Origin of the sequence: Cognatishimia activa (assembly GCF_026016445.1) — a bacterium.
Taxonomy (GTDB): domain Bacteria; phylum Pseudomonadota; class Alphaproteobacteria; order Rhodobacterales; family Rhodobacteraceae; genus Cognatishimia; species Cognatishimia activa_B.
On sequence record NZ_CP096147.1, the window covers coordinates 1155837 to 1171946 of the forward strand.

Annotated in this window: 18 protein-coding genes, 2 tRNA genes and 1 other RNA gene; 12 read left to right on the forward strand and 9 right to left on the reverse strand. The window is 52.9% G+C overall.

Features of this window, described 5'->3' with window-relative positions; genetic code table 11:
* Positions 1 to 28: 28 nt before the first annotated feature.
* From M0D42_RS05610 to M0D42_RS05625, 4 genes are all read right to left on the reverse strand, one after another.
* Positions 29 to 1153, reverse strand: a complete 1125-nt coding sequence (locus tag M0D42_RS05610) for an NUDIX domain-containing protein (protein ID WP_265020613.1) — start codon at positions 1151 to 1153, stop codon at positions 29 to 31.
* Between the two features lie 2 nt (positions 1154 to 1155).
* On the reverse strand, positions 1156 to 1596 hold the full coding sequence (locus M0D42_RS05615) for a TrgA family protein (RefSeq protein ID WP_265020614.1): 441 nt from the start codon (positions 1594 to 1596) through the stop codon (positions 1156 to 1158).
* Between the two features lie 89 nt (positions 1597 to 1685).
* Positions 1686 to 2906 carry an aminotransferase class V-fold PLP-dependent enzyme gene (locus M0D42_RS05620; RefSeq protein WP_265020615.1) on the reverse strand — a complete coding sequence of 407 codons (1221 nt, stop codon included), beginning with the start codon at positions 2904 to 2906 and terminating at the stop codon, positions 1686 to 1688.
* A 369-nt stretch (positions 2907 to 3275) separates the two neighbouring features.
* Entirely contained in the window at positions 3276 to 3689 is a 414-nt protein-coding gene (locus M0D42_RS05625; RefSeq protein WP_265020616.1) for an HIT family protein, read from the reverse strand.
* A 125-nt stretch (positions 3690 to 3814) separates the two neighbouring features.
* Here M0D42_RS05625 and ssrA point away from each other — a divergent pair.
* The 8 genes from ssrA to M0D42_RS05665 all read left to right on the forward strand — a co-directional run bounded on the left by ssrA (position 3815) and on the right by M0D42_RS05665 (position 9417).
* Positions 3815 to 4185: a transfer-messenger RNA gene (gene ssrA / locus M0D42_RS05630) on the forward strand.
* Positions 4186 to 4265: 80 nt separating this feature from the next.
* A complete protein-coding gene (locus tag M0D42_RS05635) occupies positions 4266 to 4694 on the forward strand; it encodes an ester cyclase (protein ID WP_265020617.1) in 429 nt (142 codons plus the stop codon).
* Positions 4695 to 4805: 111 nt separating this feature from the next.
* Positions 4806 to 5609 carry a sulfurtransferase/chromate resistance protein gene (locus M0D42_RS05640; protein ID WP_265020618.1) on the forward strand — a complete coding sequence of 268 codons (804 nt, stop codon included), beginning with the start codon at positions 4806 to 4808 and terminating at the stop codon, positions 5607 to 5609.
* On the forward strand, positions 5609 to 6859 hold the full coding sequence (gene chrA, locus M0D42_RS05645; protein WP_265020619.1) for a chromate efflux transporter: 1251 nt from the start codon (positions 5609 to 5611) through the stop codon (positions 6857 to 6859). The genes M0D42_RS05640 and chrA overlap by 1 nt, the downstream gene beginning before the upstream one ends.
* Positions 6860 to 6936: 77 nt before the next feature.
* The gene (locus M0D42_RS05650) at positions 6937 to 7419 is read left to right on the forward strand and encodes an SspB family protein (RefSeq protein WP_265020620.1); all 483 of its coding nucleotides are present in this window, start codon (positions 6937 to 6939) and stop codon (positions 7417 to 7419) included.
* Positions 7420 to 7628: 209 nt separating this feature from the next.
* A complete protein-coding gene (gene fumC, locus M0D42_RS05655; protein ID WP_265020621.1) occupies positions 7629 to 9023 on the forward strand; it encodes a class II fumarate hydratase in 1395 nt (464 codons plus the stop codon).
* The gene (locus tag M0D42_RS05660) at positions 9023 to 9202 is read left to right on the forward strand and encodes a DUF4169 family protein (RefSeq protein WP_265020622.1); all 180 of its coding nucleotides are present in this window, start codon (positions 9023 to 9025) and stop codon (positions 9200 to 9202) included. Before fumC ends, M0D42_RS05660 begins: the two co-directional genes overlap by 1 nt.
* Positions 9199 to 9417 (forward strand): ribbon-helix-helix domain-containing protein, encoded by a 219-nt coding sequence (locus M0D42_RS05665; protein WP_265020623.1) that lies wholly within the window; start codon positions 9199 to 9201, stop codon positions 9415 to 9417. Before M0D42_RS05660 ends, M0D42_RS05665 begins: the two co-directional genes overlap by 4 nt.
* 53 nt (positions 9418 to 9470) lie before the next feature.
* Here the strand turns inward: M0D42_RS05665 and M0D42_RS05670 are convergent, their stop codons facing one another.
* A complete protein-coding gene (locus tag M0D42_RS05670; RefSeq protein ID WP_265020624.1) occupies positions 9471 to 9878 on the reverse strand; it encodes a SufE family protein in 408 nt (135 codons plus the stop codon).
* A gap of 125 nt (positions 9879 to 10003) precedes the next feature.
* Here M0D42_RS05670 and M0D42_RS05675 point away from each other — a divergent pair, with 125 nt between their 5' ends.
* Positions 10004 to 10513, forward strand: coding sequence for a hypothetical protein (locus M0D42_RS05675; RefSeq protein ID WP_265020625.1), 510 nt, complete (start codon positions 10004 to 10006; stop codon positions 10511 to 10513).
* Between the two features lie 2 nt (positions 10514 to 10515).
* Here M0D42_RS05675 and rnd read toward each other — a convergent pair whose 3' ends face one another.
* From rnd to purM, 3 genes are all read right to left on the reverse strand, one after another.
* Positions 10516 to 11676: a ribonuclease D gene (gene rnd / locus M0D42_RS05680; protein ID WP_265020626.1), complete on the reverse strand. Its 1161-nt coding sequence runs from the start codon at positions 11674 to 11676 to the stop codon at positions 10516 to 10518.
* A 100-nt stretch (positions 11677 to 11776) separates the two neighbouring features.
* Positions 11777 to 12370, reverse strand: a complete 594-nt coding sequence (purN, locus tag M0D42_RS05685; RefSeq protein WP_265020627.1) for a phosphoribosylglycinamide formyltransferase — start codon at positions 12368 to 12370, stop codon at positions 11777 to 11779.
* Positions 12367 to 13413 (reverse strand): phosphoribosylformylglycinamidine cyclo-ligase, encoded by a 1047-nt coding sequence (purM, locus tag M0D42_RS05690; protein WP_265020628.1) that lies wholly within the window; start codon positions 13411 to 13413, stop codon positions 12367 to 12369. Before purM ends, purN begins: the two co-directional genes overlap by 4 nt.
* A 139-nt stretch (positions 13414 to 13552) precedes the next feature.
* Here purM and M0D42_RS05695 point away from each other — a divergent pair.
* Positions 13553 to 13629, forward strand: a tRNA-Ile gene (locus M0D42_RS05695).
* Positions 13630 to 13668: 39 nt separating this feature from the next.
* On the opposite strand, the gene M0D42_RS05700 is transcribed toward M0D42_RS05695, so the two are convergent.
* Positions 13669 to 14982, reverse strand: a complete 1314-nt coding sequence (locus M0D42_RS05700) for an ATP-binding protein (RefSeq protein WP_265020629.1) — start codon at positions 14980 to 14982, stop codon at positions 13669 to 13671.
* A gap of 40 nt (positions 14983 to 15022) precedes the next feature.
* Between M0D42_RS05700 and M0D42_RS05705 the strand changes: the two genes are divergently transcribed.
* Positions 15023 to 15937: an MBL fold metallo-hydrolase gene (locus tag M0D42_RS05705; RefSeq protein WP_265020630.1), complete on the forward strand. Its 915-nt coding sequence runs from the start codon at positions 15023 to 15025 to the stop codon at positions 15935 to 15937.
* Positions 15938 to 16017: 80 nt separating this feature from the next.
* Positions 16018 to 16092, forward strand: a tRNA-Asn gene (locus M0D42_RS05710).
* Positions 16093 to 16110 lie beyond the last annotated feature (18 nt).

Genomic DNA, 16110 nt, shown 5'->3' on the forward strand with positions numbered 1-16110 from the left:
GCATGTCTAAGTGGCTGGCGTTGGGAACTCAAGTCGAAGCCCGTATCGCGTCGCGACGTCGCGCCAACCAAAGTGCTGCCAAAACCAATGGAGCATTGGCTGCTTGATAGCGATCTACCATCTCCATGAGTTCATCAAAGCTGAAGAGATATGACTTGATATCTTCGGCTTCGGTATCAAGCCCGGCGACACCGGTGATGTCATCTGGCAGGTCAGCTTCGCCCACAAAGATATGAAAAAACTCGGTGTTACAGCCCGGAGACGCGTAGACCTTTGCAATCGAATGCAATTTCGAAACGGTGATATTGGCCTCTTCTTCTGCCTCACGCAGAGCGGCCCCCTCAGCTGTTTCGCCCGGATCAATGCGCCCTGCGATCGGCTCAAGCATCCATGGCGCTTGATCACCCCGCGCCCATGGGCCGGTTCTGAATTGCTCGACCAACAAAACGCGATCACGTTTTGCATCATAGGGCAATAGCAGCGATGCATCTGACCCAACAAAGACTTCGCGCTTCACGTTTTCAACTGTGTGCCCACGATAAGATCGGTGTGTAACCGTATGTTCTTCAAGCGTAAAGAAGCCTGCGTGCTTGCGATCAATTGAGGATGCCACCACATCATCTCGCGTGAACCGACTTGGACTTAACGCATGATTTTCGCGTTGCGCAGCGATTTTAGACGCAGCCCGTGCGCGAATGCTAGGGAACATAAAGTCAAGTTCTTCGTGTGATTTCTCACCAAAATAGCTCATGGCCTCCTGCGCTGCGAGGCAGGTCAGCTCTGACCAGCTTTCTACCCATTTATCAAAATCCCAGGGCCCTGCCGCATGCAGTTGATCGGGCATCGGGAAATAGACATGGGCTGTCATAGCCCCTGTATCGGTTTTGATGTCAATTGGAGTCAGTGAATAATCAAAGCCGCCTTCATAGAAATTCAGCCGAGCGACTTCTTCTTCGGTTAGGTTTTTCACCACAAACCCTGGCGCACCCCGACCTCCAAACACAATCACCGGGAAATCAGCACCTTTGACGGCGCGCGCTGTATACCCCTCGGCAATGCCGGCGATAACGTCGTCTTCGTTCAAGCCACGCCCTAAGACGATCTCCAGCAAAGGTTTGTGCCGGAGCGTTCCGTAGAAAAACAATGTTGACAATTCTATCTCCAGCGTCGGGAGGTGGCTTCTGCCAGCAGGCCGCAGAAGACAGCGCCGCCCAGCAAAGTTGTGATGATGTTAACCTGCAGCAAAAGCAAGCCATATTCAGTCATCATCGAAAAGATATCCTGGATCGCCTCAGATACACTGCCGTAGCGCAGTTTTCGCGAGTTTTCATACATGATCCAGAATGAGTGCGCGAAAAGGACCAGCAGCAACATGGCCAGCATTCCTGTGAGCCCATTGTTGATGCTCTGCGCCACCCCGCGTCCAGCGCGTTTGCCTATGAGCTTCCAACCCACATAGGCAGCGAAGCCCGCGTTCACCAATGAGAAATACCCAAAATCCGTGCCTTCAGGCAGCAGGGGCTTCACCTGCTCTGACACGACAATCGCGAGCAATCCAAGCGCAATGGCTGACATGAGCTTTGCTGCTGTTGGCATCCGTAACCTGCGTTTCTACCTCTGTGATAGATTAACGGGCAGAGCGTTCAATTTGCAATAGGCGCGAGGTGTCACGCTGGGCCTGAGTTTTAGAGCAGATCGTCTAAGGCGGTCAGCAACTTGTCGATGTCCGCTTGTTCTGTGTAATGCACAAAACTCAGCCGTAAGACCCCTGGAAAAGGCTGTACGTTTTGCGCTTGTAGGGCACGCACCGCATAGAAATCCCCCGCGCTGGCCATGATGCCACGCTCTGCCAACTTCTCAGCCAAGGCATGCGGGTCAGCCTGACAGGCCAGCGCGACCGTTGGCGCGCGCTCTTCTGCATTGCTTGGCCCCAATACACGAATGCTGTTTTTGCTATTCAGGAAATCGAGCATGGGTTGCAGCAGCTTTGTTTCGTGCGCGCGCAGCAGATCATGTACTGCTTCCCCCTTTTGGACCGGGCCGCCTGATATCCCATGATGGGCCGCGAGGTCATCGAAATAATCGATCATACCAGCGCTCGCCGCAATCTGCGCATGGTCCGGTCCTGCTGGTGTAAAGCGTTTATAGAGACTATCGGCATTGAAGAAATGCGCCTGGTTCGGAAGGATTTGCCCCAGATTCCGCCGGATCGCCATCACGCCTTGGTGGGGTCCATAAACCTTATAGGCCGAGAAGAGATAAATATCAGCGCCCAGAGCACCGACATTTGGAATGCCGTGCGGCGCATAGCTGACCCCGTCCACGCAAACAAAGGCCCCTGCCGCATGTGCCAAAGAGGTGATTTCGACTACGGGGTTGATCTCACCAACCACGTTAGAGCAATGCGGAAAACACACCAGCCGCACTGTATCATCCAGCAAGTTGGTCAGATCATCTGGATTGAGGTGCCCTGTGTCGGGGTCAATTTGCCATTCTCGTACTTTGATCCCGTCCTCTTCCAGCCGCCGCCAAGGTCCTGTGTTGGCCTCGTGATCCTGATTGGTGACAATGATGGAATCACCGGGAGAGAGCCATTTTCTGAAAGCCTGCGCGAGAACATATGTATTTTGAGTTGTTGACGGCCCAAAACTGACTTCATCCGTATCAAGCCCCATCCAAGCCGCCATCCGCGCGCGGGCTTCATCCATTTCTTCACCCGCTAAACGACTGGCATCATAAGGACCATAGGGCTGAACTTTACGCTGCGTGTAGTAGCGTGTCAGCCGGTCGATGACCGGGCGGGCTGTGTAAGAACCACCGGCGTTTTCAAAGAAGGACTGGCCGTCAAGTTCCGCTTGTTCAAAAACGGGGAACTGGCTGCGTACATAACTAGAATCTAGGTTCATTCAACAGGCCTTCATTTCTGATTATTGATTTTCTCGAAAGTCGCGTCCACGAAATTTGCCGTTGCACCAAGTTTAGCTACATATCGAAATTCATGGCTGCCTATACTCGCTTCACATATACCGTTCCGCTCTACACCTTCATACAGTTCACGCTCAGAACTTACTTCAACTCGGCAATCACTGTATTCAATAAATTGAACCAGCCCCCGCTCAGACATTTCTTCAAAGTAATGTGAAGTCGTCGCTAAGAGAAACTCTTCATCGGTTGCGGTTTCGCTTAGCGCTACCCAAAAGAGCGTTGCATAAACAGAAATCGTTGCAACAGCGATCAGAAGAAATAGTGTTCTAATTTATTCACTCCTCGTGGCTTCAGAGCGCGGCTCTTATTTTCTCCGCCTGCTCTTTCAAAACACCAAAATCCGCCATCTGACCCGGCGCGCGTAGTGGCGTGCCCTCGTGGCGTGGCAGAATATGGTAGTGCAAATGGAAAACTTCTTGCCCACCCGCGGCTTCATTGAATTGCTGGAAAGTAATGCCATCCGCGTCAAAGGCTTTCATGACGGCATGGGACATTTTCTGGGCTGTTTTCAAGCAGGCCGCCAATTGCTCAGGCGTTGCATCCAGCATATTCCGTGCAGGCGTTTTGGGGATGACAAGGCAGTGACCGTCCACACGCGGCATGATGTCCATAAAGACATAGGTGTCATCATCTTCATAGAGTTTCTCGCTCGGGATCTCTCCGCGCAGAATCTTCGCAAAGATATTGTCGTTGTCATAGGCCATGGCGTGGTCCCCAGTGTCGGATCAGTGGTATTTGCGACTCCGTTCTGCGAAGCCTTTTGCCTATTCAAAAGCGCTTTTAACTGATTATGCAAGCGCTTGTGAAATCTTGTGGAAATCCCATTCCATCCCTTGCAAAGCACCGCGCCAAGGCCTAAATCTTAACCGTCCTTCGGGACTATGGACATAAATGCGCTCGCAATAAGCGGATCGGACCCGGGGGCGGTACCCGGCGTCTCCACCAAACACTCTGGCGGCTTCCTTCATTTGGGGTTGTTCATCAGAAGAGCGGGGACGAAATAGGATCGACGAACGTCTAAAGGGGTTAGCTTTGTCTCGGCTGTCTGCCACCGTTACCGGCGAAAACTGTACAATTGCAAATGACAATCGTGCTCCAGTAGCAATGGCTGCGTAAGCAGTCGGAGATACTGAAACTTAAGTCCCTGGGCTAGCTGCCCTTGGCGGGGTTCGTAGGTACCTGGCAACAGAAACCTACATTTCCCACTCTTCTTTCGTTAACGGAATGGCCAGAATTTTATGTCATTTCTTCCGCTAATTTAAATTAGTGGGATGCCTGTAATGACAGATAAGGTCGAATTGCTGGAGAGCTGGTTCCAACGGGTTTGGATCGATGCGGATCTGGACGCGATTGATGAGTTCTTCTCTGATGATGCGGAAGCCAAGGGGTTGCTGCCCGAAATGCGCCTTGGTCCGCAGGACTATCGGGACTTTGTGCCTTTGGTTTTGGCGCTTGTGGAAGACCTGAATGTCGAGCTTGTGAACAGCACAGAAAACGAAGAGTGGATTCAGTCGCTTTATAAGGTCACGGCGCGTTCGACGGTTAGTTCCGCACCAATTGTGGTGCTTGGGCAAGTGAGCGTGCGTGTGAAAGACGGTAAATTCACCGAAGCTTATAATTGCTTTGATTTCATGGGCATGTTTGAACAACTTGGCCAATTGCCGGAGCAATCTTTGGCGATTTGCCTGACCGGTGGGACTTTGAGTTAAGCTTGACGGGGCAGCGTCGCTATGTAACCCATTAAGACATGGGGAGTGCGATGTCCCCGTGAGGCTCAGGCTGAATGATCGCATCCTTGTCACAAAAACAACGGGTGCAATATGTCTGGTTTCAATGAGATTTCCCCCAAGACCCTTATGCGTTTGATCGGGACCGATGGCTGCCCAGTCATTGTGGACGTGCGCATCGAAGAAGATATCGCCGAGATCCCGTTTGCGGTGCCCTCTTCCTTTCGCCATCGCTATGAGGATCTTGATAATTTGGAGGATCGCCTGCGAGGGCGGTCCGCTGTCATTATTTGCCACAAAGGCAAAAAGCTGAGCGCTGGAACTGCGGCTTGGCTGCGGGCCAAGGGTATCCATGCTGAAGTGCTCGAAGGCGGCGCCGTCGCTTGGGAGGCAGCCAGCCTGCCAGCGATCCCAATCTCAACGCTGGATCAGATTACCTCGCGCTGGGTGACGCGGCATCGGCCCAAAATCGATCGTATTGCCTGCCCTTGGTTGATCCGCAGATTTGTCGATCCAGAGGCAGAATTTCTGTTCGTGCCACCAACAGAAGTGAATGACGTTGCAGCGCGGTTTGGCGCAATCGCCTTTGATATGCCCGAAGGGGATTGGACCCATGAAGGCGACAAGTGCAGCTTTGATATGATGATCAGGAAGTTTGGTCTCAGCCACCCTGCCCTCGACCGGCTAGCCATCGTTGTGCGCGCAGCAGACACCAACCAGCACGCATTGGCCCCTCAGGCGGCAGGGCTTCTAGCCATCAGCGCAGGTTTGTCTCGGTTGAAAAAAGACGACAACGCGCAAATGCAGGCTGGATTTTTGATCTACGATGCGCTGTATCGTTGGGCGAGAGATGCCTTTGATGAAGGGCACGGACCCCACTCGAGCGGAGATCAGTAATGTCCCCAAATTTTGCTGACTTGTGGCGCGTCTTCGGGCGCATCGGATTGTTGTCCTTTGGTGGGCCCGCCGCTCAGATTGCTCTGATGCATAAGGAGCTTGTGGATGACCGCCCGTGGTTAACGGAGAAGCAGTTTCTTGGGGCGCTTTCTTTCTGCATGTTGCTGCCCGGTCCTGAAGCCATGCAACTCGCGACCTATGCGGGGTGGCGATTGAAAGGCCTGTGGGGCGGAATTCTTGCAGGAGCTCTATTTGTGGTCCCGGGTGCGCTGGTGATTTTGACACTGGCGGCCGCGTACATCAGTTATGGCACTTTACCCATTGTTCAGGCAGCATTTATTGGTGTGAAGGCCGCTGTTGTTATTGTTGTTCTGCAGGCTTTGCTGAAAGTTTCCAAGAAAGCTCTGAAGTCGAACTTCGCCTGGGTACTTGCCGTATTCGCTTTCTTTGCAATTTACGTGTTGCAGCTTCCATTTCCTTTGATCATTGCACTCGCCGCCGCAGTCGGTGCAGTCTTGGCGAAACCTCATGAGGAAGATACACCCCGGATCTCTTCAGCGAGCCCTATCAGCCATAGCAACACGATACAGACAGTTGTGCTGTGGTCTGCACTTTGGGCAGCGCCGGTGGTTCTGGTGGCCGCAATCAATCACACGTTTCTCACCGAGATCGCCTTATTTTTCAGCAAACTGGCCGTGGTGACCTTTGGCGGGGCCTATGCGGTTCTGGCCTATATGACGCAAACCGTCAGTTTTGACTTTGGCTGGATCAGCGCTGGCGAAATGATTGATGCGCTTGGTCTGGCTGAAACTACTCCAGGACCACTTATTCTGGTCACTGAATTTGTTGGCCTGCTGGCAGGCTACAAAGAAGGTGGTGCTGGCCTGATGATTGCCGCAGGAGCGCTTACACTTTGGTGCACCTTTATCCCCTGTTTTCTTTGGATTTTTGCAGCAGCTCCCTACGTCGAACAGCTGCTGTCACAACCCCGACTGAAAGGTGCCTTGGACGCCATCACTGCGGCTGTTGTAGGTGTCATCCTGAACTTGTCACTCTGGTTTGCGCTGCATGTGCTCTTCTCTGAAACCGTGGCTACAGACATAGGATTGATACCGGTTTTCCACAGCATTGACTTCTCAGCTGTGATCTTACTTGCACTTGCAGGTGCTCTTTTGTTGTGGCGCAAGATGAACCTGCCTTTGGTTTTAGCAATCTCAGCAACCTGCGGCATCTTGTTGTCGTTTGTATGATGAATTCTTAGCGAGGCCGCTTTCGTTTCGGAACGAATCTTTTATGCTGTGATTGAAGCGAGGAAATAGGGTTCAACATGACCGCAACGATTGATTACGGAAACCTGATGCATCGAGCGATGCGAGGCCTTATCCAGGAAGTTCTGGAGAATGTTCGTGACAATGGTTTGCCCGGTGAGCACCATTTCTTCATTACCTTCGATACACAGCATCCTGATGTGGAAATCGCGGATTGGCTCTCAGATCGCTATCCAGGTGAGATGACCGTTGTGATGCAACACTGGTTTGACAATCTGACTGTCACCGATGAGGGCTTTGCGGTTACGCTGAATTTCGGAGATGCTCCTGAGCCGCTCTATATCCCATATGACGCGATCAAAACCTTTGTAGATCCCTCAGTAGAGTTTGGTTTGCGTTTTGAAACGCAGGAAGCGGAAGAGGATGAGGAAGAGGCACCAGAGCCTTCCATCGTCGAGGATATCGCTGAAATCGCTGAGATTGCCGAACCTGAGAAAAAAGACGCTGATGTGGTGAGCCTCGATAGCTTCCGCAAAAATTGATTGTTGCCCTATTCTCGGATTGTCCTTTCACGTTGTGGAATTGCCGTCTGTGAACGGTTCGCTCGAGGCACTGATTTGATAACGGTTTGATCTAAACTCAGTTGTTTGGCCAATGTTAACGCAATCGGTTGGTATTCAACGGTATACAGTATTGCATCTTACGGATTCGACGTTAAGACATTGGCTAACTCAAGTTTCCGGAGGATCCGATGACCGACACCCGTACCGAAACCGACAGCTTTGGCCCACTGGAAGTTCCTTCCGAAAAATACTGGGGCGCGCAAACACAGCGTTCGATCATGAACTTCCCAATTGGTTGGGAAAAACAACCTGTCGCCATTGTGCGCGCGTTGGGTGTGATTAAACAGGCCTGCGCGATGGCCAACAAAGAAAGCGGTAAGCTGGACGCGAAGATTGGTGATGCGATCATTCAGGCGGCGGGCGAAGTTTTTGAAGGCAAGTTTGACGACAATTTCCCGCTGGTGGTTTGGCAGACAGGGTCTGGTACGCAGTCCAACATGAACTCCAACGAAGTCATCGCGAACCGCGCGATTGAAATCCTTGGCGGCGTGATTGGCTCCAAAGATCCAGTGCACCCAAATGATCACTGCAACATGGGGCAGTCTTCCAACGATACCTTCCCAACCGCGATGCACATTGCCGCTGCGATGACTGTGCGTGATGTGCTGCTGCCGGGTTTGACGAAACTGGCAGAAGGCCTGGAAGCTAAGTCTGATGAGTTCAAAGACATCATCAAAATTGGCCGGACCCACACACAAGATGCGACGCCTCTGACCTTGGGCCAGGAATTCGGTGGCTACGCGCACCAAATCCGTCAGGGCATTGCCCGCGTCGAGGCCGCCCTGCCCGGCATATATGAGCTGGCGCAAGGTGGTACTGCGGTTGGTACTGGCCTGAACACTCAGCATGGCTGGGGCGAAAAAGTCGCGGCCAATATGGCTGAAATCACCGGGCTGCCATTTGTAACTGCACCAAACAAGTTCGAAGCATTGGCGGCACATGACGCCATGGTCTTTATGTCTGGCGCTTTGGCAACTGTTGCAGGCTCTATGTATAAAATCGCCAATGACATCCGCTTCCTGGGCTCTGGCCCACGTTCCGGTCTGGGCGAGCTGATCCTGCCTGAAAACGAGCCTGGCTCATCCATCATGCCGGGCAAGGTGAACCCAACGCAGGCCGAGGCGATGACACAGGTTGCTGCCCACGTCATGGGCAACAATGCTGCAATGACCTTCGCTGGTTCTCAGGGTCACTTTGAACTCAACGTCTACAATCCAATGATGTCCTACAACCTGCTACAATCGATGCAGCTCTTGGGTGATGTCGCGGATAGCTTCACCGAACGCATGCTGAACGGCATCCAAGCCAATGAACCACGCATCGACAAGCTTATGAAAGAGTCGCTGATGCTGGTGACAGCGCTTGCGCCAACCATTGGTTATGACAACGCCACTAAGGTTGCGAAGACCGCCCATAAGAACGGCACCACTTTGAAAGAAGAAGCCATCGCGCTTGGGTTTGTGGACGAGGCAACCTTTGATGCGGTTGTGCGCCCTGAACAGATGATTGGTCCAAAAGACTGATGTCTGAACCGGTCAATCTGAACCGGTTTCGAAAGGAAAAAGCGCGGGCTGAGAAAAAAGCCCGCGCTGATCAAAACGCTGCGAAGTACGGGCGCACCAAGGCTCAGAAAGACGCAGAGAAAAAACTCAACGAAATTGAAAAGCGCCGCCTTGATGGGGCTAAGCGAGACGAGACATGAGCCGTCCCGTCAAACGCTCATTGACACTCAAAGGTCACCGCACCAGCGTTTCTTTAGAGGATGAATTCTGGATCGCTTTCAAAGAAATCGCTGCTGAAAAACAGCTTCCTATCAACGTTCTAGCGGCTCAAATTGATGCGGATCGTGATTTAGATGCCGGACTTGCCAGCGCCATCCGCCTCTATGTGCTGCACCACTATCGAAGCACTAACTAGTTTATTCTTCTTTGCAAAAATACTCGCGCCGCAGGCATGGCGCAAAGCGCCAATCAGCCTCCAGCAGCAACCAGACGCACACGCTCGATCATAGCGCGCAGCCCATTAGAGCGCTGCGATGAGAGGTGTTCGTTCAAACCGAGACGCTCCATTTCCGCACGTGCATCGACCTTCAATACATCAGCCACCGCCAACCCGTTATAGAGTTTGCGCAATACGGCGATCAGACCGCGCACAATCATCGCGTCACTGTCGCCATCAAAGGTGAACACGCCGCCCTCGATCTTTGGATGCAGCCAAACCTGACTGGCGCAGCCATCCACTTTGGTGGCAGGTACCTTTAGGACCTCATCAAGGGGCTCCATCGCTTTACCCTGCTCGATCACATAGCGATAGCGGTCTTCCCAGTCCTCTAGGAATTCAAAATCTTCTACGATCTCTTCAAACGCTTCGGTGGCCATCTGCTCATCCTCATGGTGGTGTCTTTGACCTAGTTCGCCACAGCAAAAAGGTCCAGACCCGCCTTGCGGCTTTTCAAAGCGTGACCAATGCGCTAACTCATTGGCAGGGCAAATTGGGGCAGATGATGCGCAAGACACTTGGGATACTGTTGGTTTCTTCCATTGCACTTACCAGCTGTGGGCGCGTCGCAGAATCGCGATTGAACCCATTGAACTGGTTTGGCCGCGCAGAACGTGTTGAAGTGCCACAAGAAGAGATCAATCCGCTGATCCCGCAAAAGCGTCAGAGCATTTTTGAGCGCGGTCCAGAAGTCTATGCGGGCACCGCAGTGCTCACGATTAGCGACGTAAAAATCGAACGTGTTTCTGGCGGGGCTATCATCCGTGTTTTGGGCACCGCACAGACACAGGGCGCCTTTGAGGCCCGTCTGACGCCTGAAAATGATGATGAGCTGCCTGTGGATGGTGTACTGACCTACAATCTTGAGGCCATTCAGCCCGCCGGGTATCGTCAAGGCCCTGAACGCTCTCGTGAAATCAACATCGCGCGCTTCCGTACCTTCCAAGATTTGGAAGGCGTGCGCACGATCCGTATCGTGGGTGAAGGCAACGCAATGCAGGTGCGTCGCCGCTAAAACTAGCGCAGATTTACAATCTTGATATTGCTGCCTTTGGCAGACAGTGCAATCTGACCGTCACACAGGCGCAATGCGTCTTCGCCAAAGACTTCTCGACGCCAGCCAGACAAGGACGGGACATCGCGCTCGCCGGAGGCAATCGCGTCGAGTTCTGCTGCGGTTGCAATCAGTTTGCTGGCCACACCAGAAGATTCGGTTTTCGACTTCAGCAAGACTCGTAGCAAATCTGCTAAAGCAGGATTCACTTGCTGATTGTCGCGTGCTTTTTTCACACGTGGCATGTCAGCGGGCGGGCATTCAACTCCCGCCTTGATGGCTTTCAATATTCCATCGGCAATATCGCCCTTACGTGCTTCGCGCAGCAGAAGTCGTGAACGCCCCAGGTCCGTCTGGGTCACTGGTTTGGTTGAAGCCAGCTCAATCAGCGCGTCATCTTTGAAAACACGGTTCCGCGGGATGTTGCGGGTCTGCGCATGTGTCTCGCGAAACTTCGCAAGTTCGCGCACTACAGCAAGGAATTTTGGTGTTGTGGTTCGTGTTTTGACCCGCTGCCAAGCATTGTTCGGTTCCATGATATAGGTGTCTGGTGAGGTCAGAACCTGCAGCTCTTCTTTCACCCAGCGCGCACGGCCTGTCTCTTCTAGTTTCTCTGCAAGGAACTCATAGATTTTGCGCAGGTGGGTCACATCACCTAATGCGTATTTCTTCTGAGCATCTGTCAGAGGTCGGCGTGACCAATCTGTGAATCTGCTAGACTTATCAAGACCTTGTTTGGCAATCTTACGCACAAGAGTTTCATAACCTACTTGCTCGCCAAAGCCGCAGACCATCGCGGCGACTTGCGTATCAAACAATGGGTCTGGGAAGACACCTGCTTCGATGAAGAAGATTTCCAGATCCTGACGCGCCGCGTGGAAAACCTTCACAACATTGGTGTCGCGGAAGAGATCGTAAAGCGGTTCGAGAGACAGACCATCTACAAGTGGATCGACCAGAACGGCGTTTTCATCGCCCTCGCCCGGATAGGCCAGTTGCACAAGGCAGAGTTTGGAATAATAGGTCCGCTCGCGCAGGAATTCAGTGTCGATCGTGACATAGGGATGCCGGCGCGCTTGTTCACAGAATTGCGCCAGTTCGTCCGTCGTTGTCAGTGTTTTCATGAAGCGGCTGTCTTCGTTCTTAGTTGTTGATTGCCCTTGTCATAGGCTTACGTGCAATTTTACTGAATTGCAACGCAGCTGCCGCCTATGATTGCGCAGATCAAAGTGTAACGAGGTCTGTGTTGCCTGCTGCAAAGCGACGAAGCACCGCTGGATAGAGTTTATGTTCCTGCACCAGAACCCGTGCAGCCAGGCTTTCTGGCGTATCATCTTCTAGTACTGGGACTTTTGCCTGCCCCAATATTGGGCCATCATCCAGCTTTGGCGTGACCAGATGCACGGTGCATCCGTGTTCTTTGTCACCTGCCTCCAGCGCACGTGCGTGCGTATGCAGGCCTTTGTATTTTGGCAAAAGCGATGGATGGATGTTCAGCATCCGCCCTTCCCATGGGGCCACAAAGCTCTCTGTCAGAACCCGCATAAATCCTGCAAGGCACAGGATATCAGGATTGGCTGCATCAAGCTGTTCATTCAACGCAGCCTGGAATGCTTCGCGGTCGCCTTTGAACGGCCGATGATCGACCGAAGCCGTCGGTACGCCCAGTTCCGCTGCTTTCTTCAACCCGCCGGCATCGGCGTCATTCGCCAAAACCAATACCGGTTCCGCCGCATGATCGCCTGTCAGCATATCTTCCACGAGGCGGACCATGTTTGATCCGCCGCCAGAAATGAAGATCGCAATCCGTTTCTTCACAGCAGGGAGCCCGTGTAGCGCACGCCCTCGCCCTGAGTGACAGAACCCAGCTGGTAAACTGTTTCACCTGCGTCTGTCAGCAGCGCTGTCAGCGCTTCTGCTTGATCTGCTTCAACAGACAGGATCATGCCAACGCCGCAGTTGAAGGTCTTCAGAGCCTCTGCCTGATCCATGCCGCCTGTCTTGCAGAGCCATTGGAAAACCGCAGGAAGTTCCCAGGCGTTCAGATCGATATCTGCACCCAAGCCCTCTGGCAGAACGCGTGGCAGGTTCTCAGTCAGACCACCGCCAGTGATATGCGCAAGCGCATGCACGCCCCCTGCCCGCACGGCTTCCAGTGCTTGCTTCACATAAAGACGAGTCGGCTTCAGAAGTGACGCGCCAAGTGTGCCATCTTCCCAAGGGCAATCGTCTTCCCACTTAAGACCGGAGACTTCGACAAGCTTGCGCACCAAAGAGTACCCATTGGAGTGAATACCGTTTGAGGCAAGGCCGATCAGAACGTCGCCCTCTTTCACACCTGCAGGCAGATCCGCACCGCGTTCCATCGCACCAACAGAGAAGCCTGCGAGGTCAAAATCACCCGCTTCATACATGCCTGGCATTTCTGCGGTTTCACCACCAATCAACGCGCAGCCAGACTGGTAGCAGCCTTCCGCGATACCTTCGATGATCCGCGCGGCTGTTTCTGTTTCCAGTTTTCCGGTCGCGAAATAGTCTGGGAAAAACAGAGGCTCAGCGCCCTGACAGACCAGATCGTTCACACACATCGCCACCAGATCGATACCAACGCCATCAACGTTACCTGTATCAATCGCGATCCGCAGTTTGGTGCCAACACCATCAGTTGCGGCAACCAGAATTGGGTCTTTGTAGCCTGCATCTTTCAGATCAAACAGAGCTCCAAAACCGCCCAAACCCGCCATCACACCAGAACGTGTGGTCCGTTTCGCCGCTGGTTTGATGCGCTCAACCAACTCGTTGCCAGCATCAATATCTACACCTGCGTCCGCATAGGTAATGCCGTTCTTGCCGTCGCTCATCGGGGTCTCCTAGTCGCTGTTGCGAAGCCCCTAAACCATGGGGGCTCAAAGGGCAACGCTTGCGGAGCAAAAGGCATCGATTTCATCACCAATTCCGCTTGACCCGCCTTGCGGTTGTGCTAGCACTAGCCCTCACGGTGGGCCTGTAGCTCAATTGGTTAGAGCAGAGCGCTCATAACGCTTTGGTTGCGGGTTCAAGTCCTGCCGGGCCTACCAAATCATCATCTTCCGCCGTTATCTAATTAGAATCGCGCTCTAAATCGCAATCACGATATCGGCTTGCAAACCTCCCAGAGTATCGCTTTTCTCAAGACGCAGAACCCCGCCATGGGCACGTGCAGCGTCTGCTGCAATGGAAAGACCCAGTCCGACCCCACTGCCCTTATCCTGATTGCGCGCAGGTTCGAGGCGACTGAAGGGTTTCAGCGCCTCCTCGCGTTGCTCTTCTGGTATCCCAGGGCCATTGTCCTCGATGCGAATGATGACAGAGCGCTTCATCTGAATGGCGCTCAGCTGCACCGTTTCTCCGTAACGAAGCGCGTTGTTGATCAGATTTTCGATCGCGCGTTTCATCACCATCTTCTTAAGCATAAGAGGCCGCGAGATATTGCAATTCATCACCACCACGCTTCCAGCAGAAGATGAAAAACCCTTAGCGATATCATTGAAAAATGGGCAGAAATCGACTTCTTCTGGGCTGACTTCACTGGCGCCACGGGCAAAGCTCAGGAATTCGTCCAGCATATGCTGCATGTCATCAACATCGCGCTCCAGAGGCTTGCGGTCTTCCTCTTCCAGAAACGAAAGCCCTAGCCTCATGCGCGTCAATGGTGTCCGTAGGTCGTGGCTCACACCTGACAGCAACAATGTGCGCTGTTCGATCTGGCGTTCGATACGTGCGCGCATATCCAGAAAAGCTCCACCTGCTGCGCGCACTTCCAGCGCGCCGCCCGGAGTGTATGGGACGTTTCGACCGCGCCCAAAGGCTTCTGCGGCTGCTGCGAGCCTTGTAATTGGGCGTAATTGATTACGTAGATATACAAACGCAATCAATGTCATCAGGCCGCCGAAAAACACCATATTCACAAGCAATTGGTGAGGGTTTGTTGCCGAAACTCTCGCGCGCCTGAAATCAATGAGAATGGGGCCAAATCGAGAGTCGGCCAGAACCCTTGTATCTCTGTCATCGGGTAGCTGAATGGCCGTCACCTGCGGCAGTTCGTCCATCAGAACCCGCGTGACTACGGTGCCTGAGAAGTCATACCAGCGTCTTTGCGAATCCAATTCGGTTGTTTCAGTGAAGGATATGCTGATTTCAAGATCCATCAGGATATCTTCCACCGCCTCCAAAGCAGCCACCTGCGAAGGTGCAGCGTCAATCTCTCTAAAAACAAGCCTCAATTCATTGGATAATGACCGGGTCATCTGGGAGGTCACGCCTTCAAAGTGGCGTTGAATAAAGACAACTGAAACAACCAGTTGCAATGTAACAACCGGTAAGATCAAGATCAAAGCGGCGCGACCATAGAGCCCACGCGGCACGTATTGTTTGAGCCAAGTAAAGTTCATGCGCTAAACCTAGCCGTGAATGCGCCCGGAAGGAAACAGGATGTCAGAGCAGATCGACGAAAAGCCGCCAAAGGTTGGCGAAGCTATCGTGTTGGAACGTGGGCTCCGGGTGATTTTGGCGCCCAACCCATCTCCAATGACCTATTGGGGCACGAACACATATTTGCTTGGTGAAAAAGACATCACGGTCATTGATCCTGGCCCTGACAGTGTTGAGCATTTGCAGGCTATTTTGAAAGCCCTGGAGCCCGGCCAGAGCATTTCTCAGATCGTGGTGACCCATAGCCACAAAGATCACTCCCCTTTGGCAAAGCCTCTAAAAGAAAAGACAGGAGCCGAGATTATTTCCTTTGGTGATTCCTTAAGCGGACGCAGTGCGGCGATGGCGGAGCTGGCCAAGACCGGAGAGATTGGTGGAGGCGAAGGTGTGGATGCAGACTTCTCGCCGGATCGATTGGTCAGTGATGGTGAGGTCATTGCGGCTGAAGATCGCGCACTTAAGGTGATTCATACGCCTGGCCACATGGGGAACCACATTTCTCTGGCTATGGAGGATGCCTGTTTTACCGGTGATCACATTATGGGTTGGGCCAGCTCCCTCGTATCGCCGCCCGATGGCGACCTCACTGATTTCATGGCGTCCTGTGAACGGCTCGCGCAGGAAAACTGGCGGGTATTTTATTCTGGTCACGGCGCGGCAATCACTGAGCCGAATGCAAGATTGCAGTGGTTGATCACCCACCGCCGATCCCGTGAGGCAGAGATTCTAGCGCAGTTGAGGCTATCTCCGGCGGATGCCGTAGGGCTTGCGCAGACGATCTATCATGATGTGAACCCAAAACTCTTGCCAGCGGCACAACGCAATGTGCTTGCGCATCTTGTTGATCTCTATGGTCGAGGCCTCGTGCTCCCTCAGCAAGCCTTTGAAATAAATGCCACATTTGAGTTGGTGTAAAAAATTCACGCGAAAACGAAAAAAATGTAACAGCCCCTCTGGACGCCGAAAAAATCGCCCTATATACGATCCCTCGTTGTTCCGGCGTAGCTCAGCGGTAGAGCAGTTGACTGTTAATCAATTGGTCGTAGGTTCGATCCCTACCGCCGGAGCCAACATAAATACCTACGCAT

Bases quoted from the DNA above. Each gene is read 5' to 3' on its own strand.
- M0D42_RS05615 (WP_265020614.1), bottom strand. From the start codon at position 1,596: ATGCCAACAGCAGCAAAGCTCATGTCAGCCATTGCGCTTGGATTGCTC.
- M0D42_RS05620 (WP_265020615.1), bottom strand. From the start codon at position 2,906: ATGAACCTAGATTCTAGTTATGTACGCAGCCAGTTCCCCGTTTTTGAA.
- M0D42_RS05625 (WP_265020616.1), bottom strand. From the start codon at position 3,689: ATGGCCTATGACAACGACAATATCTTTGCGAAGATTCTGCGCGGAGAG.
- M0D42_RS05635 (WP_265020617.1), top strand. From the start codon at position 4,266: ATGACAGATAAGGTCGAATTGCTGGAGAGCTGGTTCCAACGGGTTTGG.
- M0D42_RS05640 (WP_265020618.1), top strand. From the start codon at position 4,806: ATGTCTGGTTTCAATGAGATTTCCCCCAAGACCCTTATGCGTTTGATC.
- chrA (WP_265020619.1), top strand. From the start codon at position 5,609: ATGTCCCCAAATTTTGCTGACTTGTGGCGCGTCTTCGGGCGCATCGGA.
- M0D42_RS05650 (WP_265020620.1), top strand. From the start codon at position 6,937: ATGACCGCAACGATTGATTACGGAAACCTGATGCATCGAGCGATGCGA.
- fumC (WP_265020621.1), top strand. From the start codon at position 7,629: ATGACCGACACCCGTACCGAAACCGACAGCTTTGGCCCACTGGAAGTT.
- M0D42_RS05660 (WP_265020622.1), top strand. From the start codon at position 9,023: ATGTCTGAACCGGTCAATCTGAACCGGTTTCGAAAGGAAAAAGCGCGG.
- M0D42_RS05665 (WP_265020623.1), top strand. From the start codon at position 9,199: ATGAGCCGTCCCGTCAAACGCTCATTGACACTCAAAGGTCACCGCACC.
- M0D42_RS05670 (WP_265020624.1), bottom strand. From the start codon at position 9,878: ATGGCCACCGAAGCGTTTGAAGAGATCGTAGAAGATTTTGAATTCCTA.
- M0D42_RS05675 (WP_265020625.1), top strand. From the start codon at position 10,004: ATGCGCAAGACACTTGGGATACTGTTGGTTTCTTCCATTGCACTTACC.
- rnd (WP_265020626.1), bottom strand. From the start codon at position 11,676: ATGAAAACACTGACAACGACGGACGAACTGGCGCAATTCTGTGAACAA.
- purM (WP_265020628.1), bottom strand. From the start codon at position 13,413: ATGAGCGACGGCAAGAACGGCATTACCTATGCGGACGCAGGTGTAGAT.
- M0D42_RS05700 (WP_265020629.1), bottom strand. From the start codon at position 14,982: ATGAACTTTACTTGGCTCAAACAATACGTGCCGCGTGGGCTCTATGGT.
- M0D42_RS05705 (WP_265020630.1), top strand. From the start codon at position 15,023: ATGTCAGAGCAGATCGACGAAAAGCCGCCAAAGGTTGGCGAAGCTATC.